At 39.3% G+C, this 22,823-nt stretch carries 16 protein-coding genes; 4 read left to right on the forward strand and 12 right to left on the reverse strand.

Going from position 1 to position 22,823, the window contains the following annotated elements:
* Nucleotides 1–2: 2 nt before the first annotated feature.
* From H9X96_RS12180 to H9X96_RS12215, 8 genes are all read right to left on the reverse strand, one after another.
* Nucleotides 3–2,273, reverse strand: coding sequence for a Gldg family protein (locus H9X96_RS12180; protein WP_187666536.1), 2,271 nt, complete (start codon nt 2,271–2,273; stop codon nt 3–5).
* 3 nt (nt 2,274–2,276) lie between these two features.
* Nucleotides 2,277–3,200, reverse strand: a complete 924-nt coding sequence (locus H9X96_RS12185; protein WP_187666537.1) for an ABC transporter ATP-binding protein — start codon at nt 3,198–3,200, stop codon at nt 2,277–2,279.
* Between the two features lie 133 nt (nt 3,201–3,333).
* On the reverse strand, nt 3,334–4,782 hold the full coding sequence (locus H9X96_RS12190) for a RagB/SusD family nutrient uptake outer membrane protein (protein WP_187666538.1): 1,449 nt from the start codon (nt 4,780–4,782) through the stop codon (nt 3,334–3,336).
* 10 nt (nt 4,783–4,792) lie between these two features.
* Nucleotides 4,793–8,110 carry a SusC/RagA family TonB-linked outer membrane protein gene (locus tag H9X96_RS12195; RefSeq protein WP_255431106.1) on the reverse strand — a complete coding sequence of 1,106 codons (3,318 nt, stop codon included), beginning with the start codon at nt 8,108–8,110 and terminating at the stop codon, nt 4,793–4,795.
* Between the two features lie 357 nt (nt 8,111–8,467).
* Nucleotides 8,468–9,625 (reverse strand): FecR family protein, encoded by a 1,158-nt coding sequence (locus H9X96_RS12200; protein ID WP_187666540.1) that lies wholly within the window; start codon nt 9,623–9,625, stop codon nt 8,468–8,470.
* A gap of 93 nt (nt 9,626–9,718) precedes the next feature.
* On the reverse strand, nt 9,719–10,297 hold the full coding sequence (locus H9X96_RS12205; RefSeq protein WP_187666541.1) for an RNA polymerase sigma factor: 579 nt from the start codon (nt 10,295–10,297) through the stop codon (nt 9,719–9,721).
* Between the two features lie 127 nt (nt 10,298–10,424).
* Nucleotides 10,425–11,405 carry a BtrH N-terminal domain-containing protein gene (locus H9X96_RS12210; protein WP_187666542.1) on the reverse strand — a complete coding sequence of 327 codons (981 nt, stop codon included), beginning with the start codon at nt 11,403–11,405 and terminating at the stop codon, nt 10,425–10,427.
* Nucleotides 11,406–11,612: 207 nt separating this feature from the next.
* Nucleotides 11,613–13,247, reverse strand: a complete 1,635-nt coding sequence (locus H9X96_RS12215) for an ABC-F family ATP-binding cassette domain-containing protein (RefSeq protein WP_187666543.1) — start codon at nt 13,245–13,247, stop codon at nt 11,613–11,615.
* A gap of 370 nt (nt 13,248–13,617) precedes the next feature.
* Here H9X96_RS12215 and H9X96_RS12220 point away from each other — a divergent pair, with 370 nt between their 5' ends.
* Nucleotides 13,618–16,071 carry a serine hydrolase gene (locus tag H9X96_RS12220; RefSeq protein WP_187666544.1) on the forward strand — a complete coding sequence of 818 codons (2,454 nt, stop codon included), beginning with the start codon at nt 13,618–13,620 and terminating at the stop codon, nt 16,069–16,071.
* A 205-nt stretch (nt 16,072–16,276) separates the two neighbouring features.
* Here H9X96_RS12220 and H9X96_RS12225 read toward each other — a convergent pair whose 3' ends face one another.
* On the reverse strand, nt 16,277–16,882 hold the full coding sequence (locus H9X96_RS12225; RefSeq protein WP_187666545.1) for a CPBP family intramembrane glutamic endopeptidase: 606 nt from the start codon (nt 16,880–16,882) through the stop codon (nt 16,277–16,279).
* Between the two features lie 491 nt (nt 16,883–17,373).
* Here H9X96_RS12225 and H9X96_RS12230 point away from each other — a divergent pair, with 491 nt between their 5' ends.
* Nucleotides 17,374–18,189 (forward strand): alpha/beta hydrolase, encoded by an 816-nt coding sequence (locus H9X96_RS12230; RefSeq protein ID WP_187666546.1) that lies wholly within the window; start codon nt 17,374–17,376, stop codon nt 18,187–18,189.
* Nucleotides 18,190–18,499: 310 nt separating this feature from the next.
* Here the strand turns inward: H9X96_RS12230 and H9X96_RS12235 are convergent, their stop codons facing one another.
* Nucleotides 18,500–18,829 carry a hypothetical protein gene (locus tag H9X96_RS12235; protein WP_187666547.1) on the reverse strand — a complete coding sequence of 110 codons (330 nt, stop codon included), beginning with the start codon at nt 18,827–18,829 and terminating at the stop codon, nt 18,500–18,502.
* Nucleotides 18,830–19,122: 293 nt separating this feature from the next.
* Between H9X96_RS12235 and H9X96_RS12240 the strand changes: the two genes are divergently transcribed.
* Entirely contained in the window at nt 19,123–19,398 is a 276-nt protein-coding gene (locus tag H9X96_RS12240) for a hypothetical protein (RefSeq protein ID WP_187666548.1), read from the forward strand.
* A 296-nt stretch (nt 19,399–19,694) separates the two neighbouring features.
* Here the strand turns inward: H9X96_RS12240 and H9X96_RS12245 are convergent, their stop codons facing one another.
* Both H9X96_RS12245 and H9X96_RS12250 read right to left on the reverse strand, forming a co-directional pair.
* Nucleotides 19,695–20,603 (reverse strand): SMP-30/gluconolactonase/LRE family protein, encoded by a 909-nt coding sequence (locus H9X96_RS12245; protein ID WP_187666549.1) that lies wholly within the window; start codon nt 20,601–20,603, stop codon nt 19,695–19,697.
* A 113-nt stretch (nt 20,604–20,716) separates the two neighbouring features.
* Entirely contained in the window at nt 20,717–21,652 is a 936-nt protein-coding gene (locus H9X96_RS12250; protein WP_187666550.1) for an aromatic alcohol reductase, read from the reverse strand.
* A gap of 368 nt (nt 21,653–22,020) precedes the next feature.
* On the opposite strand from H9X96_RS12250, the gene H9X96_RS12255 reads away from it, so the two are divergent.
* Nucleotides 22,021–22,437 (forward strand): helix-turn-helix domain-containing protein, encoded by a 417-nt coding sequence (locus H9X96_RS12255; protein WP_187666551.1) that lies wholly within the window; start codon nt 22,021–22,023, stop codon nt 22,435–22,437.
* Nucleotides 22,438–22,823: the final 386 nt, after the last annotated feature.

Consider the following 22,823-nt stretch of genomic DNA (forward strand, 5'->3'; position numbering starts at 1 on the left):
AATTATTGACGTTTTCTTCGGGCAAGCAAAATCATTCCCATCAGCAGTATTGCGCCTGGAATTACCCCATAATAAAGTATTTGTACAGTTCTCAACCCAGTCTCAGTTAGCTCCAGTTTATTGTCTTTCGCCTCTATTTTGGTCATATCTACAGGGAATTCCTCATTAGAAAACCATTTAAAAAGATGGAGTAAAAAAACATGATTTGCTGTTCCCAGATTACCTCTGGTCAGTTCTTTAATACTCATAAAATCGGCATCTCCAGCAACCATAATCCGCTGCTCTTTTTGGTTCAATTTTCTGGTCAGCATCATTGCGGCAGGGAAAGCTCCCCGCTGGTCACCATTCCTGGCATCAAAGGTTAAGGCCGCCGAATCCAGCACAAAAGATCCAGCTTTGATCCAGCTCTTTTTATCATCGGTTATTAATAGCGGCTGGACATTAAAGATTCCTTTGCTTTCTATACTTAATGCGGCAGCGCCTGGCATAGATACCACCGCTTTTTCCTCATATTTCTTTTTTAATGCAGGGTTCATCACTACGGCTGCTGCTCCCAAAGCTGGGGTAACCAGACCATAAGAATAATCTCTGCTGCGCTGAACGAGTGTTCCATTCTTCATTTTTAGCCCCAGCATGTGGAAGACTGGGTTGAGTACTTCCTGTTTACCTGGTTCTCCGGTGATCAATAGGTTTCCACCAGTTGCAATATAATTTTGAAGCTTTAACAAAGCATTTGAGCTGAACTTGACTTTCGGGTCAGCAATCACCAATGCGGCGATGCCATTCGGGATCTCGTTATTTTCTATGGAAAGGCTATCCAAATCAAATCCCTGATTAATCAAAGATTCTCTTGATGTTTTATCGTTAAAAAACAGCTTGAAATCGCGATCGCCAATCTTATCCATACTTCGCTGATAGCCATCCGTCGCGAAAACAATTTTAGGCGGCGTTTGGATCAGTCTTTTTAGTGCTGCTGCAGTTTGCGCCTCTATTGCCCAGAAATCACCATCAAAAAAAGTGCGTAGGAAAGTTGTTTTGCCTTTATACTTCAGCTGCATCACCAGATGACCGTTTTCTCCATCCAGATTTACCTGTTTACGGATGGCTTCAGGTGTCAGAAAATCTGCGGTATCCAATTCTAAAGACTTCACCCTTTCTCTAAAGGCCAAGAGGTCAAAGCTGCTGTTATAGTATACCCAGTTTAACTTAATATTCGATTTAAAGCGCATATAAGGTTCCCATATTGCATTGACAGGGATGCGATTTTCGGGAGCCCCATAGTGATACCAATCGTCCATGACGTTGATATAGGCAGTGATCTCAATGGGCTCATCCCCCATTTTCTTCAATATTTCCTGAGTAGGCTGGACAATGGTATTGGCCTTAGTGGCCGTTGCATCGTAATAGGCAATCATGGGTTGTCGGGAGCTGATATAAGCGACTGCCAAACCTATACTCAAAATGAATACATATCTAAATACCTGCTTGACGATAGATTTTGACACCCTCGCCATCTCCAGTCTGGCAATGGTAAATCCAATAAAAATACCGGAGATCACTATATAATAAACGACATCCCTGCTGGTCAATAAGCCTGCCACCATTCGCTCTGCCCGACTTGGCATCGAAAGGCTGTAGGTCAGGTCACGCAGGAAATCTATCCCCTGTCCGAACCTCCCGATATAGTTCATGAAGGCCAGTACCGCAAACGTGCCAATTGCTGCAATCACCTGATAGGTGGTTAAGCTCGACACAAAGATGCCAATAGCCGAATAGGCACTCATTAACAGGAAAGACGCCAGCATTGCCACCCATACATGGGCATAATCAAAATGCTGGACAAATGAGGCAGCTGCAATTACAAACAGACTCATTAAAGCCATTACTAACAGGTTATAAGCCATCATTGCCAGAAATTTACCATACACCACCTGACTGAGTTTTACAGGTGAAGAATACAGCAGTTTGACGGTTCCTGTGTTCATTTCCCGACTGATGATCCCCATCGTGATGAGTGGAGTATACAAGTATAAACTGCCCAGCATGGTCAGGAATATGCCTACAGGAATCGTGTCTGTGCCGATCTTAGTCGTGAACAGTCTTTCTGAGATTCCTGTTACAGGGATAAACTCCTGGAGATACTGTATTTCGGCGATGGACGACAAAAATGCGAGTGCCATCTGCAGAAATAAAACCAGGATCAGCAACCATGCAATCGGGGAATAAAATAGCAGACTGAGCTCTAGTCTGGCTATCTGTATAATTTTTTTCATAAGCTATCTAGAGATTTTGGACAGTTGGGCAAAAGTTTCATCTAAAGAGTTTTTCTCCATATTGAGCTCCCGTAAGCGCCAACCTTGTTTTGCACTTTCCAGCACCACAGCTTCAGAAATACTGCGGTCGCCGTTAAAATAGATGCGCAGTAGTTTTTCCGTTAGGAATTCTACCCTGATTACACCTTCTATGGCCATCAATGCGGTTTCTGCAGGCGCATTTTCCAGGACCACCAGCATGCTGTGCGGTGCGATATAATTATCGAAAGCTTCCATCGTATCGGCAAAGACAATCCTTCCGCTTTCTATCATGACGATGTCTTTACAGAGGTATTGTACTTCTGTGAGGATGTGGGTGGAAAGAATCACAGCACGTTCTGTAGCAATGTCCTTAATCAGTCCGCGGACTTCTAGAATCTGGTTCGGATCCAGGCCATTTGTAGGCTCATCAAACACCACTAATTTAGGATGATGAACAATCGACTGAGCGATGCCTACCCGTTGTTTATAGCCACCGGATAAATTTTTGATCAGTCTTTTGCTGATCTGGGTTAAACCGCAGCGTTCCTTCACTTCATCCAATGCGGATTTTAATTGTTTATTTTCTATGGAGCGTAAAATCGCCGCATGCCTCAGGTATTCATCCACCGTCAGGTCCATGTACAATGGCGGAGTTTGCGGCAAAAAGCCAATTTCCTGCTTAGCCAATTCCGGCTGCTTACTCAGGTCGATGCCATTAATGATCACTTTTCCTGTGGTTGGTGTGAGTACCCCGCAAAGGATATTCATCGTAGTAGATTTACCGGCACCATTGGAGCCTAGAAGGCCAACAATCCCACTTTTTGGAATTTCGAAATTGATGTCACGTATAGCCCAGCTGGTACTATAACGGTGCGAAAGCCCGCTGATACGAACGATTGGTTCCATAGTTTTTTATTGGATTTGATGAGTTTATGTGTGTGTTTCAGCCGCCATCGTTAGACAAAGAGGTTCCTGCTCCGCAGTTTTACTGCAGGTGTTCTCCCCTATTTTACCAGGGATGACAGCCATATTTTAAAAATTAGTAACCCGGATTCTGTGTCAGGTTTTGGTTGGCAATAATTTCATTTCTCGGGATCGGGTACAGTAACTGACCATCTCCATTCCAAGGCATTTTAATAGGTAATACGGAAAGGACATCATGTGCACGTCCAGTTCTTTTAAGGTCCAGAAACCGGTTCCCCCATTCTGCGAAAAGTTCTATTTTCCTTTCCTGTTGAATAGCCAGGATAACTTCTTCTTTAGAAAGTGTTGAAGGCAGATCATCCAGACCAGCACGGTGGCGGATCACATTCAGGTCGGCAATTGCGGAAACTAATGACTGGTTTGCCAGTGTCTGTGCTTCTGCACGAATGAGGTATTGCTCAGCTAACCTCAATACCATATAATACTCCGTCATCACACCTTCGCGATTATTATAGGTTCCTATTTTATATTTATAAGGGTAATAAACTTCCTTACCTCCAGCGGTTTCATTCCAGGTCCAGGCTATTTTACGCTGATCCTCCTTTTCAAAATCATTTTTCAGTTCCTCTGATAAATGGAAAACCGGACGACTGTTTGGGATAGTTGCTTTGTTAGCCAATAGGGTCTGGGCTTCAGGTGTTCCTTTTCCATTAAGGGTCAGATCAGCTTGCTTCAATTGCCAAATAGCTTCCTGACTATTGATTAGAAATACACTATTTAAATCTTCCGGTAATTTAAATAAGGTAGACTGACTGATCAGTTCGCTAGCCTCAGCTGAAGCATTCGCATAATCTCCGGTATACAAATAAATCCTGGCTAATAACGCCGTTGCTGCCCATTTAGTAGGTAAAATTCTTTCTCCGCTCGTAGCTGAATAGTTGTCTGGCAGCTGACTTTTGGCTTCCTTAAGGTCATTAATCATTTGGGCATACACCTCGGCTTTAGGTGTTCTTTTCATGTTCACCGTTTTATTAAAATCTATCGTCAGGGCCATAGGAACATCACCAAAAAAATTCAGGAGGTAGAAATAAGAAAATGCACGAACAAATTTCGCTTCAGCAGTCAGTCTTTTTCTCACATTTTCGTGCAGTTTTTCAGATACTGAAGCTTCAATCCCTTCTATCACTGCATTGGCGCCATACACAGTTTCATAAGCGGTTACCCAGAGGATCGCTGTAGTGCCATTTTCTGTCAGTACGCTATTCGTATTCAGCAAATAATAAGCACTACTGGTGGAGGAGGTGATCAGCTCGTTGGCAGACAAGCCAGCCAAAATAGTAGAGGCACCCGTAGCATAGCCGAGCAACCCGACCGCTCCATCAGATGTTCTATTAATCATTTTGGTATATACGCCAGCCATTGCAGAATTTGCCTGCCCGTCGGTAGTAAATACCTTTTTTGTGGTGACAGAACCTGTAGGCTCTGGAATGCTAACCAGATCTTTACAAGAAATTAAAGCTGCTGTCATCAGGATTGCAGTGTATAATTTTAGATTTTTTTTCATCTTCATAACATTAAAATTGTGCAGAAATACCAATTACTACGGCTTTTGGTGGTGGAATCGCACCAAAATTTTGTGCAGAAGGATCCAAGCCTCTTCCCTTGCTCAGCACAAAAATATTTTGTGCATTGGCATACAGATTGAAGGATTTTGCCCCCATTTTTTTAGAAATCTTTTCATTGAATTGATAACCAAAAGAGAGGTTGTTCATCCTTAAAAAAGAAGCATCCTGGTATTGACCATCTGAAAGAAAGAAGTAGGTGGTATTGGCATCTACTTGCGTACTTGGTCTTGCATATAGCGCCTGGTCACCAGGATTCATCCAATAATTGCCAAATACGTCTGCAGACTGGTTATTCATGCTCCCCAATAAACTTGAGCTGTTGTAATCTGGGTTAATACCGATTTGCTGTCTATATTCAAAAAAGGCACTTACATTAAAGTTTTTGTAATTAAAAGAAGTCCCAAAGCCACCAGAAAATTTAGGCGTTAAATCAATATTTATATAACGATCATCAATACCAGTACCTGGCGCCCCTATATTATCGACGTAAATTTTACCGTCTTTATTGTAATCTTCAAAGGTATATTTCCCTGTTTGTGGATCTATGCCTGTATAATGTAATAGGTACAAAGCATTCAGTGATCCTCCTACTTTAAGAGAATTGGCATAAGGTGATAATTCTATCCCTGGATAACTGGATAGTATATTGGTGTTTCGACCGCCGTTAAAGTTCAAGTTCCATTTTATATCATCTGTTTTTACGGCTTCAATATCTACTGAAAATTCCCAGCCTTTATTTTCCAGTAAAGCGGGCCAATTGGCCACCACACTTTTAAAGCCGCTATAGAGTGGCGTAGGAAACTCCGTTAGCTGATTGCCTATGCGTTCGCGATAGCGGGAAATCTGAAGGTTGACCCTGTCATCCCAAAAACCTAAATTTAAGGCAACTTCCAGTTTCTTAGCCACCTGCCATCTATAGTCCGGGTTTACGGCCAGTAAACTAACCAATGGTGTTACGCCATTGTAATCAGGGAGTGGTACAGCATCTGACTCACTGCTAGCCCACTGCGTAAGATATTTATAGTCACCAACGGCATCACTGCCCGTCAATCCATAGCTTCCTCTTAATTTAACAAAACTTACCATCGCAGGGAGCTGGTCTTTCATCCAATTCTCTTTTGATAAGATCCATGCTGCCCCAATAGACCCGAAATTACCAAACTGTTTTCCTGGACCAAAGCGCGATGACCCATCTCTTCTACCGTTGATATTCAGGATGTATTTATCTTTCAAATTATAACTTAATCTTCCAAATAGGGCTGCATATTTATAATAGCCTTGATTGTCATAAATCAATTTGACGGGCGCCAGCGCGATGGCTTCCAGAAAGTCATCGGTTTCATAATTCAGACCATAAATTCCTGACGTTTTTGTACCGTCCTTTTGTAAACTCGCTCCAAGCAATACACTGAACTCCCCTCCAAATAAATTCACATTGTAATTTAACTGGGGTTCTACAATCCAGTTAGCATTATTGGTACTCCCCGAAAACGCAGTACCAGTTGGACTATTTTCCGGATCCTGACTGGATACAGGCGTATACCAGCGGTTGGAATTATAGGTAAAGTTATAGCCTAAATTGGTAGATAAGGAAAGGTTGCTTGCCAGCTGATAACGCAGGTTCAGCCCACCTTTAATCAGTTGCGTATTAGAGAAATAGCTGGATTCTAAGCCCCCAAAAGGAAAATAAGAACCACCACTTTCACTTCTCCCCCAGCCCCTGTAATTCAGGCTCCCATCCTCAGCGTAAATATCAGGAGCATTGGGTGCTACAGTAACCACACTAGGTGAACTGATGGTCTTTACTGCAGAATAACTATAAAGGACATTTGCACTTATTCTAAATTTTTGTTCCAGGGCGCTGTGGTTTAAATTAAAGCCCATCGAAGCGTTCTGATTGTCCCCTCCATTGGAAAGAACTTCTTCTGTCCTGCCGTAATTACCGGTCAACAGGAATTGGGTCTGCTGATCTCCGCCCGAAAGGCTAAGCGCAGCATCTGTTTTTTTACCAAAATTACCCCAAAGCTTTTTTTGCCAGTCGGTATAACGTGTAGGGTCGTAAAGCATTAAATCAGGTGCATTGGCTATGGTTGGCACAATATTATCGTTGGCAAAGGCATCTCTCCTGAGTTGTAAATATTGCTCAGTATTGAGCATGTTATAACGCTGTTTCACATAACTGAGTCCTTGGGAAGCATTTACGGACAGTGAAGTTGCACCTGGCTTTCCTTTTTTTGTGGTGATGAGAATTACCCCATTTGCTCCTCTCGAACCATATATGGCAGTTGCATCACCATCCTTCAAAACTTCTATACTTTCGATGTTACTGGTACTTAAGTTAAACAACGGACTTTGACCACCAGTTACAGAAAATCCATTCTGAACAACACCGGCTGAACCATTGCCATAACTTGACCCGGGGCTAAGTTCCGTATTACTCAATGGAACACCGTCTATGATGTACAGAGGATCAGATACGAATCTAGAATCGATGGCTTTCCTTCCCCTGATTTCGACTTTAACAGGACTAGCTGCATAACCATTGGTTTGCGTCACAATCATTCCGGGAACTCTGCCTGAAAGTGCCAGCAAAGGATTCGTGACCGGCTGTTTTTCCAGTTCTTTAGCGGTTATGGTCACAATATTTCCAGTAGAGATCCGTCGGTTGGTTTTTCCATAAGCCATGACCTGCACTTCATCTAGTTTAGAATTGCTCAATTCCAGTTTTATCCCCAATAGATTGTCATTTATCTTCAGTTCTTTGGTGGTATAGCCCATATAAGAAATCTGCAGAATGGCACCTTCCGGAACATCCTTTAACTTAAACTGTCCCATTCCATTGGTGGTCGTACTTCGATTACTCCCCTTAATGGTGACCGTAGCTCCCGGCAGCAGGTTATTATCATTGTCTAACACAATCCCAAATACCTCATTACCCGAAAAAACTGCGGCGACTTTATCAAGAATGGATGGTTGCTTCAACTTAATGACAATGATCTTATTTTCAATGGAGAAGTCAAGCTGCTGTCCTTCCAGACAAAGTCTCAGCACCTCTTCTACTGCTGCATTTTTTACATTAATGCTGACGGATTTTGCGCTATTCAGTGTCTTCACCCCAACAAAAACATCATAACCGCTTTGCCTTCCTATTTCTTCAAGGACGGTTTCAATAGTGGCGTTGGTTTTGTTGATGGTAATTTTCTGTGCAAAAGTAGCCGCAGTCACCTGAGTCAGGCTCAGGATTAATATTGCCGTAATTAATTTCATCACAAGAATTGTATTTATCCCCCATAACCTATAGCCAGTTGCCGGATAATAATCTGGTACTGTTGACTGTAGGAAATTATCCTTATAGCCTGAAGAGGCACAAAGATATTTTGTAAAATTTTTATACATTTGACATGTTGGTCTGTACCGGAAATGCCCTGCTTTCAGAGGCTACAGGCAATCCGGTAATCATAAAATTTGTTAATTCATTATTTTGTGCCAATCAGGATTAAACAGGAACGGTTCGAACGTTCCTGTTTTCTGATTTATCTGAATCTGGCTAGGGGTCGCGGTGGTTTCTCTTTTTCATGTGGTTGGTTTGGTTTAGGTTTATATAATTAAAGGGGGCAGGAGATTTTAATTGGACATGACCGTTATGGTTCGGCCGTTAATGCTGAACTTCACTTTCTCAGCCCGTTCGATCATCTTTAAAACTTCAGAAACATTCTTTTCTTTGGAAACAATACCCCAGAAAGTAAGGGCAGCAAGTTCATTGCGGTTACCCGAATAGACTACATCTACGTCGTACCACCTAGATACCTGACGCATGATGCTTTCCAGGTTTTCATTATTGAACCTGAAATATCCCGTCTTCCAGGCAACCGCATCTTTGAGATTTGCCGGTCTTACCTGCAGCTGCTGCTGTATATTCAGTACTTCTTCACCCGGCTTGATCACCTTTGAAAGGATGCCATTCACCAAACTTACCTTCACCGCTCCTTCCAGGAGTGTAGTTCTGGTGCTATTTTCGTCAGTATAACTGTTGATATTAAAATGAGTTCCCAATACTTCTACTTCTTGTGTAGCAGTTTTGACCACAAATGGGTGAAGCGGATCTTTGGCCACCTCAAAATAGGCTTCCCCATTCAGTTCCACAGCTCTATTTTTCAATTTTGCAAATGAAGCTGGGTACTTCAATATAGAGGCTGCATTTAACCAGACTTTCGTTCCATCAGGAAGTTGTATCACATAGGTCTGACTTTTGGCTGTAGAGAGTGTATTCCACTTATTAGCCGCAGCATTTGTCTGATCTTTTATTTCGTAAATTAATTGTCCGTCTTTAGTCTTGGAAATTTCAATCCCTGCCTGATTTGCAAGCTTACCAACTTTAGCATCAGACAATTCGATTTTTTCACCACTTGCCAGGGTTAGCGTAGCGGTCTTTTTTCCTTTAGAGGGAATGTCATTGGCATAGACAGGAACAGCTGGACTACTTTTATCTAGGTAAAAATATAGGCCTGCTCCAACTACGATTAAGATTGCAGCAGCAGAAACCAGTCGAGGCCAAAGGCGAAACTTTTTTGGCTCAGGATATTCAAGAGCATTTGGATATTCAAGACCAAGCTCAGCCCTTACCATATCCAGATCAGCTGTTCTTTCCCCTAAAGATAAATCTTCATACAGACTACCCTCCTGATAAACAAGGTACCAGCTTTCTATAAAAGCGGTCTCTTCTTCTGTGCAATGACCTGCTTTATACTGATCTAATAATTTTTCATAATCTGCTTCACGCATATGGATTTTAGATTGTTTTTTCCCCCCAATCTAATACCAAGACGGTTAAGTCCGGCCGAACATGCAGATGAAATGAATATTTTTTTATTTTATTTAATACCTGATCAGAAAAGCAAGGTAAGCGAATAGACCTAATCTTGACCTAAGAATCTTTAACGCATTAGAAATCTGCCTGTTGACTGTCTTCTCAGAGATCCCTAATTGTGCTGCAATCTCGTTATGGCTGAGATAAGTTTTTCTGCTCAGCTCAAAAACAATTCTCATTTTTTCAGGTAATAGGCTAATTTCTGCTTCTATAGCTGCGGATAATTGCTTTTCCCTGATGCGGTAATCAGGCAGAACTGTTCCTTGTCCGGCAAAGTTCTTCATCGAATCCACATACTTGTCACGGACCTTCTGTCTTGAAAAATGATCCAGGATGCTATGCTTCAAAGAAGTATATAGGTACCCTGAAAGATTAGTATGGATATTTATACCTTCCTTTTTTGTCCAAAGCATGGTAAATACTTCCTGTACTATATCTTTCACTTCCTCTCTATTTGGAAGTTTTTTTATCGCATGATGGTGCAGAATAAACTTATACCTTTCAAATATTTCCGTATAAGCTAAACGGTCACCAAGCTGGAGGAGCTGTAACAATTCTAAGTCGGAGCGCTTAGCGTAGTTTTCCATTAATAATTAGCTTCCGGGAGTAATATGAGTTAAATTTTCAATCCAATAATATGTAAATAATTTGGGAAAGCTCGAATTATCTGATTGATTCTGCTAAAATTTTATTTCTCAGCATACGCGTTAAAGGCTATATTGTGGCCAATACTTCCATTGCGCTCTTTTCCTTAGCTGCTATTATTTTTAAAATTTCCGATGCTTCTTGAACATATTTAATATCTTTTGTTTGGCCTATCTTTTCAAACAGTTCAGAGAGGAATGTCCAAAGCGATGCAATATCTATAAACGCCTCATGCCCTGTCTTGAGCTGGTCAAGCTGAAGCAAGTCGTAACTTTCTTTTAAGAAATCACCATATAAGTTTCTAAACAAAGCGCCGCCAGTACCTGCTTTTTCCATCAGCATGGCCACTGTCTTAAAGTCACTTTCTATGGTTTTACTGGTATTGAACCACTTGATAATTTCGGAGCTTGTTTTATAGACTCCTTTATAGCCTATATTAGTAATTGGTGGATTTAGGTATTGATGTGCATTATTTCTGATTGCTGCAGGAATTGCTTTTTTCAGATCAAACTTTTTTGAGGATAGGTCTGAGGTATAATACAAATTTTTAGAGGCCATTGGTCCCTTTTCCGCTCTTGCTAAGGCCAAACTTTTCAAAGATGTTTTTACTTGCCCACCTTGCGCCTTAGTGTCTATTAAAAAAGCATGGTTATGATCATAACCATAAATTGCCGCATAATGCCCTGCAAAATGAAATGGTCTTGTGAAATATTCAAGATGAAAACAGTCTAATTTTAAACCCACAACTTTTCCCTTATCCAGGAGCGCTTTTACATTTTCCCATGCCTTTTGAGTTGATGAGGTTTCTTTTACGGTCAGCACGAGGTTTAAATTCCTCGCGATATGCTCAGTTAAGACATCCGGTTTTACCCGCCCGCCAATAAAAGGGAAACTCATTGATTTCATCTTCCAAAAGATGAAACCAAGTCCCTCTCCTAAACCAAAGAGCATGGGTTCAGAAAGCTCAACATCAAGCTGTCGAAGCAAAGTTCCAGTTGCAGTCGTTTCACAATGCTGCCCCTCAAACGGTTTTAAGTTTTCAATTTTCATGATAATTTTTACCTCATAAAAATACAAAAGTTTATTACAAGTTATCTGCCAGAATGAGGCTTTCTGGAAGCAGATCAGCCGTCGTTGCAGGATGATTTAGGACCATTTCCCAGAAAATTGGGACAAGGGCTGAAAAATGCAGAGCATAAAAAAACCGGGATTGATAGTTCAACCCCGGTGAGTACCTGTATGCAGGTATATGCTCTTTTAGTTTTGTTCAATTTCTTTTAAGCTGTCCATCTTTTTATAAGCCAGGAAGCCTTTGATGTCCTCAAAATGCTCCCGAACACGCTTATTACCAAACTCGAATACTTTTTCCGCCAAGCCATCCAGGAAATCCCGATCATGGGATACCAGAATAATAGTGCCATCAAAATCTTTAAGGGCGTCCTTGATAATATCTTTGGTCTTCATGTCCAAATGGTTGGTTGGCTCATCGAGGATCAATACATTTACTGGTTCTAACAGTAACTTGATCATGGCTAAACGGGTTTTCTCTCCTCCAGAAAGTACCTTAACTTTTTTCGTGGTATCATCGCCACTGAACATAAAGGCGCCTAAAAGGTCTTTAATTTTTATCGAACCATCGCTTAGTGGAATCTGGTTAATGGTTTCGAATACCGTTAAATTTTCATCAAGCAAGGCAGCTTGATTTTGTGCAAAGTATCCAATCTTTGCATTGTGACCTACTTTTAATTCCCCTTCAAAATCGATCTCGCCCATGATGGCTTTGATCATGGTCGACTTACCTTCACCGTTTTTACCAACAAAAGCTATTTTTTCTCCCTGTTTGATCACCATCGATGCTTTTTCGAACACCACATGATCGCCATAGGTTTTAGTGAGCTCTTCTACGATTACCGGATACTGCCCTGAACGAGGCGATGGTGGGAATTTCAGGCGCAAAGCCGAAGTATCCACTTCATCGATCTCAATAACTTCGAGCTTTTCGAGCATCTTCACACGCGACTGCACCGACAAGGTTTTCGAGTACACCCCTCTAAAACGGTCTATAAACTCCTGGTTATCTGCGATAAAACGCTGCTGTTCCTCATAAGCTTTCAATTGGTGCACACGACGGTCTGCACGCAACTGTAGATAATGACTATATTTTGCTTTGTAATCGTATATTCTGCCCATCGTTACCTCAATGGTACGGTTGGTAATGTTATCTACAAAGGCACGGTCGTGGGAGATCACCATAACTGCCTTGGCAGAGTTGATCAGAAAATCTTCCAGCCATTGGATACTCTCGATATCCATGTGGTTGGTAGGCTCATCCAATAAGATCAGATCAGGTTTCTTTAACAGAATTTTAGCCAGCTCAATACGCATTCTCCATCCCCCGGAAAACTCAGAAGTTTGGCGGGTAAAGTCTTTACGCTCGAAACCCAAGCCTTTTAATACCTTTTCTACCTCTGCATCATAATTGACCTCTTCGATCGAATAAAATTTCTCACTCAGTTCAGAAACACGTTCGATCAGCTTCATGTAGTCATCACTATCGTAATCGGTACGAATCGTCAGCTGCTCATTCAGCTCCTCAAGCTCTTTTTGCATCTGGTTTACTTCCTCAAAAGCTTTCATCGTTTCTTCAAAAACGGTCACCTGATCCTGAGTCAGGAAATGCTGCGGCAAATACGCGATTACCGCGTCCTTAGGACCGGTTACGTTACCAGAAGTAGGTTTTGCCGCATTGGCAATGATCTTTAATATGGTAGACTTGCCCGCGCCATTCTTACCCATCAGGGCAATTTTATCGTTCTCGTTGATCGAAAAGGTGACGTCGCTAAAAAGAGTGGTTCCGCCAAATGAAACGGAGATGTTGTTTACATTAATCACAGTATGAAATATTGAATATTTGCAAAGGTAAGAGAAAGACATCGGATTATAGAGAGAGAAATAAAACGCAGAGGGATTAAGTTACCTGCAACTTATCAAATTAACCGGTGTCTCTTCATTAAACAAACCCTAGAAATGAAGCGCTTTTTAAATAACCTGTTCCTTTTTATCATAAGTCATCATGCCTTCAGCCAAACACAAAAAATTAACGATTTGGTAGAAATTTATGCGAAACTGGATGATGGCAGAATGGTTTATTTAACAATCATTCTGCCAATTTTGAGTTCTATTCTATAATATCATACTCCTATTTTATGAACGAAAACCCAAAAGGCATAGGTGTCCCTATACATTTACAAAAAAAACACTTATGTATAGATTGACGACTAAATTAGCTCAAGTGATGATGATAGGCATTTTGTTCAGCTCATTACTGACATCTGCTTATGCACAAAAAAAAATCTTATTTGTAACCTCCAACCAGGAGTTTTACGGCAATAGTAAAATTGCTGCTGCTAATCACTTTGAGGAGATGGTGATTCCTTATCATCTATTTGCAAAAGCAGGATATACAGTTGACTTCATCAGTCCCAAGGGTGGCCCAATTCCGATTGGCTATATCAATTCATCTGATAGTATTCAGAAAAAATATCTTTACGATGCATTTTTTATGGACAAATTGAAACATACTTCAAAGCCATTAGACATCCATACGGACGATTATGCTGCAGTGCTTTATACTGGTGGCGGAGCAGCCATGTTTGGTGTGGCAGAAGATCAAACGATTCAAAACATAACCAGGAAGATTTATAACAAGAACGGAGTAGTTGCCGCCATTTGTCATGGAACGGCAGGATTAGCCTATCTAAGAGACGATGCTGGTAAATCGCTATACAAAGACAAAAGAATAACCGGGTTTCCAAATAAGTTTGAAAACCAGAAAGCAGCCTACTACAAAACATTTCCTTTTGCGATTGACCAGGCCATAAAAAACAATAGTGGCAATTTTGTATACTCTGATCAAGGCTTTGACAGTTTTACGATTGTTGATGGCAGATTTGTAACCGGACAAGACCCTAGTTCTGCCTCAAAAATGACCCATGAAATTATCGCACTTATTGAAGCTACTGTTCCCCACATACAGCAAAGAACAACCAAGCACTTAGATCAGGTATTCTCGGAATGGGACAACGCTCGGCATACACCGGGAGTGGCCGCAGGGCTGTTAAAGGATGATGAAATTGTGTACTTAAAAGGATTTGGAACTGCCGATGTGAATCATCAATCGCCCATCACAGTAGACACCAAATTTCAAATAGGCACAATGTCAAAGCAATTTACCGCCTTTGCCATTTTGCTGCTTGAGGAACAAGGGAAACTTTCTCTATCTGATGATGTTCATAAATATATTCCACAGTTGCCTGATTATGGACATCCCATCACCATTAAACATTTGTTAAGCCAGTCCAGCGGATTATCTGACTTTTTAGCCTTAAAAGAAATTGCAGGATGGAGGAGCAAAGATATTTTCACACAGCAAGATGCGTTAAATCTAATCCTTCAGCAGAAAAAACTGGATTATATTCCGGGTACAAGATTTTCCCAAACCGCATCAGGACTCATTTTACTGACTGAAGTGATAAAACAGCTGACCGGGCAAACCTTTGCAGCCTTTTCTCAGCAGCATATTTTTCAGCCTTTGGGTATGAAAAACACCTTATTTTATGATGACAATGAGCTGATCATACCTAATGTGGCTGCCTCCTATCAAGTCGAAAAAAACGGATTGAAGAATAATCCTATCAACTATTCTATAGTTGGCACTACCAATCTTTACACTTCAGCTGCAGATTTAAGTCGTTGGTATCTCAATTTTGAGAACCCAAAAATAGGCAGCAGGAAGTTAATTGAAAAACTAAATCTGCCTGTTACTTTAAATGATGACCGCACAACTTATAACCCTACTGCAGGAAGATTGCTATATGGGCAACAATATCAGCACGCAGAACGAGGTGTTCCAAAATTTTGGACGTATGGTTTAGAGGGTGGCTATGCCAGTAATATTTTCATATTCCCACATCAAAAGGTCACTTCATTTGTTCTCGGCAATAACAATAGGTACAACGGCAGGCTTGCCATGAATATGGCTATGGAAGTGCTTGGAGCGATATTTCCTGAACCCGCAACTATTGATTTCGATCAGCTAAAAACCATAAAATTAACACCCCAGCAATTAGAAACCTACACTGGCCATTATTGGGACAATGAAAATGCGGCAGCCCGAAAGCTTTATGTAAAAAATGACACCCTAAGATATCAAAGTTTAGACGGCAATGACGAGAGCCCCCTAGTACCAGTATCAGAAAATATTTTTCAAATGGTGGTAGATGGTGATGATGTGATCATAGTAAAATTTCGTAAAGAAGGTAGCACGATGAAAATGATTTACACTTATGGTGAAAGTGATGAATATGTATACCAAGCCTACCAACCGGTCAAGCACTCTCCTGCTGCTTTAAATGGGTTTATGGGCAACTTCTATAATAATGCATTAAACACAACATATACATTGTCCCTAAATGAAAAAGGCTTATTTACAAGCAATAAAAATCAACCTCTCATTAGTCTCAGTCCTATTCAGAAAGACATGTTCTTAAGTAGCGCCAGGAATTTGGGTGGTATTCGGTTTGCTCGCGACAAACAAAAAAATATTACAGGATTTTATATAAATTCTGATCGGATTAAAAATCTATTTTTTGAAAAAATAAAGATTAAAAAAGGAAATTCTTCTAAAGGTGGCAGGTCCATTCAAATTAGTATATGAGCCTGAATGATATAAACTTGTTATATACCGTTTTCCTTTTTTAGCATTAAGGTTTGTCTGTTAACTGTTAGTTTTAGGCCTTTCTTTCTTTTATATAACACTGTAAACAGTATTGCTGTCAAAATAGTTAGCCCCCTAAAAGCATTTGCTTTAAAATCACCTAATGCCGAACTGTCAACTTCAAATATATTCCATGAAAGGTTCATTAAAGTATGTGTAAAAATTGGAACCCATAAATTATAATCCCATTCAACATACAACCAGGCAAAAAAATAGCTCCTGAAAAAGTAATTAGAAAAATTCCGATTAGTTCACTTATAATTTGACTTTGGTATAGATGTCCGGAAGCGAAAATTAATGCACCCAAAAGTATGGATGGTATAAAACCAAAATTTGTCTTTCTAAACAATTGCCCAAACAGAAAGCCTCTAAAGTATAGTTCTTCCATAAAGCCTGCAATGATAGTTCCTGCAATTAAATTTTCAGTGTCAATTTGTTGATTAAATTTAAAGAAGAAAAAACCGCCTATAAACATTGGCGCAGTGAATAACAGACTTGTCCATACTGCTGGTAAAAGATGCGATGACAGCCCAATATTTCTAAAAAAAAGAGTTGTTTTGTTAATGAGTAATGTTCCTACGAAAATTGGAATTCCTACTATTAAATAGGTTAGAATATAACTAACCAGCCCTTGTTGAGTTATCCTATCAAGTCCAATTTTTATGGGCTTAAAATTTAAAAAAAGATAATGGTAAGTTGCAAAACTTAACAAAACAAGAAGAACCGTTTTTAATGTTTGGCTTGATTTCATCTATTGTTATTGTAGATAGGCTAATTGTTAAATCGTGTAAAGCTTTCAAATATAACAATAGATTACAAGCAAAAAAAGCACCGTTACTCCGGATTACTTTGAACATTTAGAAAAGGAAAATAGTTCATAAACCGATATAAAAATATCTGGATATATCGAGAACTTTTTCCTTCAAATTATCTTAAACTGTCTTGAATTAAACCGAAAAGCTTGACATTATCAGAAAAATAATTTTCTAATCTCTATTCTAGCTATCAAAATTATTTTTTTATTTTAGTAGTGCCTCAGTACCACTTCAGAAATCCACCGTATGTTGATAATACCAGTTTAGCATCTCCTAAGCTGAAGATAATTTAGGCTTTAACCCTGGGACAGTCATCGCTGTAGCTAAACACATCGATAATTGAAGATAACAAGCTGAAGTCCATTAGGGAAAGATTAACTTCACCCAATTACCATAAACATATACCTAAAACAAATTGAAAAAATAAATGAAAAAACTTGCTACTTTAATTGTTTTATTAACTCTTTCATTTCATGCGTTAGCTATCAATCCTGTGCGTGAGTATTCGGTAAGACCTGAACAGCTCGGTTTAAAATATCAGGCTAAGAAAATCAATGTCACTTCTACGGTTGAACTCAATTCATGGATTTTCCTTCAAGACAATGAAAATAAACCGTTCATAATTGTTTCCAATTCTGATGCTGGAAACATGTCAAATTGCTTAGGTCAGGCTAGTGAATTTTTCAAAGCAGGATTCAATGTGATCTTGTATGACTATAGAGGTTTTGGGGAAAGTACTGACTTTGAAATCAATCGAAACATGATGTATTATGAGGAATTTTCGGAAGACTTGCGTTCCGTATTACACTTTGTAAGAAAGGTTTATGCACCTAAGAAGGTTGTCCTATACGGATTATCCATGGGCACGATTATTTCAAAAAGCGTTCTGAATAACGACGCATCTATCAATGGGGCGATATTGGATTCTTTTGTTATTGACCCTAATTTAGTTGTTAGCAGAATCTTGGAAATAAAAAACAAGCACATATTACTTCCAGATGCAGCACAAAGGTATATGGAATCTAACAGAAAAACTTCATCAACTCCAATCTTACTATTTTCTGGTTTAAAAGACATTATTACAAAATCAACAGATTATTCAGAATTCATTGAACTTAACGGAAAATCAAGATTGGTAACCTGGGATTGTAACCATCTAGAATGCTTTTTCAAAATGACAAAAGATAACGACAGTGATATTTATATGTCAGAAGTCAACAAATACATCGAGAGTTTGATTTAATGGAACAGCTAAGGCATCCCATTTTTGCCGTTTAGTTATTTTATAAACAAACATAAGCAAAGTATAAAAGTGATAACCGTAGAGCTTTTAAATGTAAGAATAGGTTTGTAACCCTCCCAGATTTCGAACCGGTCTGCTGGCGAGAATTCAAATTTTGATAAATATGCCCCTCGGGCCCCTACTGGATGCTTCTCGAATCATTTCCTACCTGATTTAAATTACAATCTGTACAAGTAATTATCATAGGTATTTCGATAGGATTAAATGAAACTTCTAGATCAATACTTACGTGCGGAATATTCAAAAGATATTATTGTGTCCAATACTTGAGTTTTATCTTGATATACCGTCCATCATCTAATTTCTTAAAATAATGAGAATTCAATTCATATTTCTTTTTAGAAATTGAATCCCCAAGTTTCACAGAGTCAAAATCAATACCTTTCCATTTCCAGAGTGGAAAAATTTCTTTCGTACCTTTAACAACTAAATCAGGCATATTTTTAGGTGGAATCTGTTGTCTCTCTATAATAACCCCATCGTAAGAGATTAGGTAGTGATATTTTATTTCACAATATATAGTCCAACTGATAACGAGTATCACTGCTATTCCAAAAAATATTAATTTCCAATATCTCATATATGTACGTTAATTGAATGAAAAGATATTGTGAAAATTTGGCAACAACAAAAACCATTAAATAAAATCTATTCTCTGAAATGTCTGGTCCCAATTGGGTGCTTCTAGAAGCATTTATCACCTATATATAAAACCTTTCATATCAATATTTTCCAATCTCGCTTGGACTAGTTTTCGATTTGTTCATACTGGTTCAAATGAGGGATGAAAAATATTATAAAGATTTGAATTCTCATCTCCTAAACCAATTCAAAAAAAAGGAGGATTACAATTTAATTCTAATAAAAAAAATTATGAATAAAAAGAAAACAACCTGTAGCATTCATGGCGAACAAGAGGTCGGATTACTTTGCACGCATTTAGCCCATAGCTTATTGGATCAATCTCAAGTAGGGTTTAACGAATATAACGAGGACGATTTAGGTCGACCAGATGCTTGGTGCAATGCATGCGCAGGCAAATTGACAAAAGTGACCAATGATGCAGAACAAGAGCAATGGTTTTTGGGATGTGATTACAAAATATTGTGTGTTGAATGCTGGGATGAAGCGAAAGCCTTAAACATCTAAAGAAAATATTCTACATAGTGAATGCCATCTGATTGAAGAACCGGATGATCCCTTAGTTGAAGCATATTTTTTGAACAAGTTCTATCAATAAAAAGAAAGAGCCCAAAACCCATTGCCTAAACAGGCATATTTCAACAATGCAGAATATCAACGAAGAGGTAGCAGCATGGCAAGACAACCCTTACCTGTCATCTTACGAGGCAGAATGTACTTTCCTGGCTTGCAAAGCAATTTAAGATTTTTTGAAACCGCAATAGTTAAAGTCTTTTACGTATTACGGCTTTTTTCAACGCGCCTCAATCTACGCCCTTTGTACGCATCGGCAGCTTATAAATTGCAGTTGAGGCAGTGATAAACAGATCAGTACGGTTTTTACCGCCAAAACAAACATTCGCTGTCCAAGGCTCTTTTACTTCAATATGACCTATCAACATACCTGCCGGACTATAAATAAATACGCCTTTTCCGGTCAAATAGATATTTCCCTGATTATCTAATGTCATCCCATCAGATCCCTGATCGATGACCAGCTTCTGTCCGCTGAGCTTACCCTTAGGTTCAATGGTATACCTGTAAGTTTTATTTCGCTCAATATCTGCAACATACAGGTATCTTCCATCGGCCGATCCTACAATTCCGTTTGGTTTAGCTAGATCATCAGCCACTACTATTGGCTTTTTCCCTTTTCCCCGCGGCAGGTAATAAACTTTCTGCCCTGCTATTTCCGGCTTTTTTCTGGTCCAGTAATCACGAGGATAAAAAGGGTCTGTAAAATAGATGCCACCCTTTCTATCTGCCCAAAGGTCATTGGGCCCGTTCAATTTCTTTCTATCCACATCTGACAGCAAAACGGTAACTTTGCCATCATTGCTTATTGACCAGATTTCGTTTTTTTCATCCGCACAGGCCAGCAGCTGACCGCGACGGTTAAAGTACAATCCATTTGCACGGCCTGCTGAATCTTTAAAAAGCGAGAGATGACCTTCAGTGCTATATTTCCAGATTTTGTTATTGGGCTGGTCAGTAAAATAAATATCCCCCTTTTTGTCCACTGCCGGCCCTTCTGTAAAGGAAAACTCCCGGGATATTAATTTCAGGCTGTCCTGATTAAACAATTGTGCTCTTGTAGCTAATCCCGTTAATGTCAAGAGTAATAATAGTGAAAGTGCAGGACAGCGTCTGCTAGAATTAAATAAATATAGCATAGTGAAATTTATAAATCAAAATTATCATTTTACCCAGGAAATCAAACCATTCGGGTATATTCAATATGTGGAAAACCTGACTGATAAAACAGTCATCTAAGGCATCTGTTCTACTAATTGGCTTTATTGTTCCATTCAATATTATTTTCCGCCCATTGTTTTGCAGAGGTAGTTTTAATCGAATGTTGGAAATTGAAAGTTTTCTCAAGTTCCCAGGACACACCACGGCCATCTCCAAAAATAGATCTGTATTTTTTTACGAAATTGGTCGGGTCATTTTTCAAATCATTTTTCAACTCGTCAATATCGGATACAGTACGCTCAAATTTTTCTCCAGATAATGAATCTATTACATCAGCAAACTGTCCATAGGTAATGGTATCCCCACCGATATAAACTATAGTGTTTGTTATCTGGGGTTCTGCAAAAAATATTACTGAGGTCAGTTTGCCGATATCCTCTGGTGTGGTAACGGTTACTGCAGTATCTGGACTACCCAATACATTTACGATTTTTTTATCAAAATCTACCAGCCCAAAAGACTTTTCGAAAAGATAGCTGGTAAACATACCTGTTGAAATGATGACCCATTCTGTGTTGTTCTGTGACCTGAGAAGCTCACGTACATCTAGCTGTTCATCGAATAAGTCTTGTGCGCTACCACGACCAATAACGTCGAAGTCTACACCAAATTGCCATGGGAAGTAACGTTTTACTCCAGCATCAAGTACTGCATTTGCAAGTTTCAATTGAAATCCACCAGCTCCACTACCATATCCAGTACATGAAATGACAACATCGAAGTTTTTGAAAATAGATATCAAATCTGAAGATGGGACGGAGAGATCAGCGGCAAGTAAAGATGCCCCTAATGACCTGATTTCCTCTACATTTCTTTTTTTCTCTTCATCGTCGGATTCGATTGTTGTACCACGGAGCAATACTGTGACTTTGACATTATTGTATTTTTTTGACGCTTGAGCTACACTGCGGATTACTGGCATGCCCAGTTCCCCGGCTCCCAAAATTAAAATCGCTTTATTTTCCATATCTATTAAATATTTTTTTTTTAAATGACGTGCTGTATAAATGTTGCACTAACTGTGTTTTTGCTGGAACAAATTTAGAATAGTTAAAGCGCTGAAAAGATAAGACACCCTTTGGTTTGTAAGTTACCTAAAGGTTAGTATACTGATAATTAAGCTATTAATTTTATCCAGAAATATTTATTTTACATACTGAATACTTACCATTTTTTTTAATTTATTTTTGACCAGCTTTATTGTACTGAAATAGAGTCAAGAACTGTCGCTTAGATTTTTTTGGCCGATAGAAAAAAATAGACGAATCTGCTCTCATTTTGCCTATTAATTTGAGATAGATACTGCTGAATATCTGATACAAACAAAAATACGACATGGAAAAACTGATTACCGATGAGAAGATTGTAAAAGCCTGGGATGATATCTGTAAGGTTTTAAACAAAGATCACGATGCGCTGAAGAGCGACATCCTAAACCATGTTGGAAATAAATGGTCATTATTTATTGTACACGCTTTGGGGATTGATGGACGTATGAGATTCTCTGCGCTCCAAGACCACGTCAATGGTATTAGTCAGAAAATGCTAACTAAATGCCTCCGTGAATTGGAGCGGGATGGCTTGGTATCCAGAAGTGTTTACGCTGAAGTACCTCCAAGAGTGGAATACGCATTAACCGATCTCGGTATTGGTTTATTGGAACAGGTTACCCCACTTTGGTTGTGGATTGCCAATAACATTGGTCAATTTAAAGACGCAAGAGCAAATTATACACCTATAACTCCTGTTTAATTATAACTACTGGATGATGTGTTCTGTGCAGGTTCCTGTCAATATTATCTCTAAAATCTAAAACCTGTTTTAAAGGGCTTTTTTCCAAAATTGGTTCAACCTTAGTACGGCTGGGTTGTTTCATATACCCTAACCGGAAATCGAACCGACAAAATCCCCTTTTTGAAGCGATAGGCTGGTTTCAAACTAAAAAAACCCCTCGTTACTTGTGTAAAAAGGGGCTGTACCGTTTCTCCGGATTACTTTGAACATTTAGATCGTTTTTTAAGGCTTATTGAGCCTATAATTGAAGATTTGAAAAGAAAAGCTTTTATAAAATGACAGTAAATATCATCAGCCTGCATCAATAAATTCTCTAAAATGAACCTGCACAGGACTAATTTTGA

The organism is Pedobacter sp. N36a, from assembly GCF_014472395.1.
Classification (GTDB): Bacteria; Bacteroidota; Bacteroidia; order Sphingobacteriales; family Sphingobacteriaceae; genus Pedobacter.

What these genes read in the sequence shown, in the direction of transcription:
- H9X96_RS12180 (WP_187666536.1), bottom strand. Translation starts at nt 2,273, where the DNA reads ATGAAAAAAATTATACAGATAGCCAGACTAGAGCTCAGTCTGCTATTT.
- H9X96_RS12185 (WP_187666537.1), bottom strand. Translation starts at nt 3,200, where the DNA reads ATGGAACCAATCGTTCGTATCAGCGGGCTTTCGCACCGTTATAGTACC.
- H9X96_RS12190 (WP_187666538.1), bottom strand. Translation starts at nt 4,782, where the DNA reads ATGAAAAAAAATCTAAAATTATACACTGCAATCCTGATGACAGCAGCT.
- H9X96_RS12195 (WP_255431106.1), bottom strand. Translation starts at nt 8,110, where the DNA reads ATGAAATTAATTACGGCAATATTAATCCTGAGCCTGACTCAGGTGACT.
- H9X96_RS12200 (WP_187666540.1), bottom strand. Translation starts at nt 9,625, where the DNA reads ATGCGTGAAGCAGATTATGAAAAATTATTAGATCAGTATAAAGCAGGT.
- H9X96_RS12205 (WP_187666541.1), bottom strand. Translation starts at nt 10,297, where the DNA reads ATGGAAAACTACGCTAAGCGCTCCGACTTAGAATTGTTACAGCTCCTC.
- H9X96_RS12210 (WP_187666542.1), bottom strand. Translation starts at nt 11,405, where the DNA reads ATGAAAATTGAAAACTTAAAACCGTTTGAGGGGCAGCATTGTGAAACG.
- H9X96_RS12220 (WP_187666544.1), top strand. Translation starts at nt 13,618, where the DNA reads ATGTATAGATTGACGACTAAATTAGCTCAAGTGATGATGATAGGCATT.
- H9X96_RS12225 (WP_187666545.1), bottom strand. Translation starts at nt 16,882, where the DNA reads ATGAAATCAAGCCAAACATTAAAAACGGTTCTTCTTGTTTTGTTAAGT.
- H9X96_RS12230 (WP_187666546.1), top strand. Translation starts at nt 17,374, where the DNA reads ATGAAAAAACTTGCTACTTTAATTGTTTTATTAACTCTTTCATTTCAT.
- H9X96_RS12235 (WP_187666547.1), bottom strand. Translation starts at nt 18,829, where the DNA reads ATGAGATATTGGAAATTAATATTTTTTGGAATAGCAGTGATACTCGTT.
- H9X96_RS12240 (WP_187666548.1), top strand. Translation starts at nt 19,123, where the DNA reads ATGAATAAAAAGAAAACAACCTGTAGCATTCATGGCGAACAAGAGGTC.
- H9X96_RS12245 (WP_187666549.1), bottom strand. Translation starts at nt 20,603, where the DNA reads ATGCTATATTTATTTAATTCTAGCAGACGCTGTCCTGCACTTTCACTA.
- H9X96_RS12250 (WP_187666550.1), bottom strand. Translation starts at nt 21,652, where the DNA reads ATGGAAAATAAAGCGATTTTAATTTTGGGAGCCGGGGAACTGGGCATG.
- H9X96_RS12255 (WP_187666551.1), top strand. Translation starts at nt 22,021, where the DNA reads ATGGAAAAACTGATTACCGATGAGAAGATTGTAAAAGCCTGGGATGAT.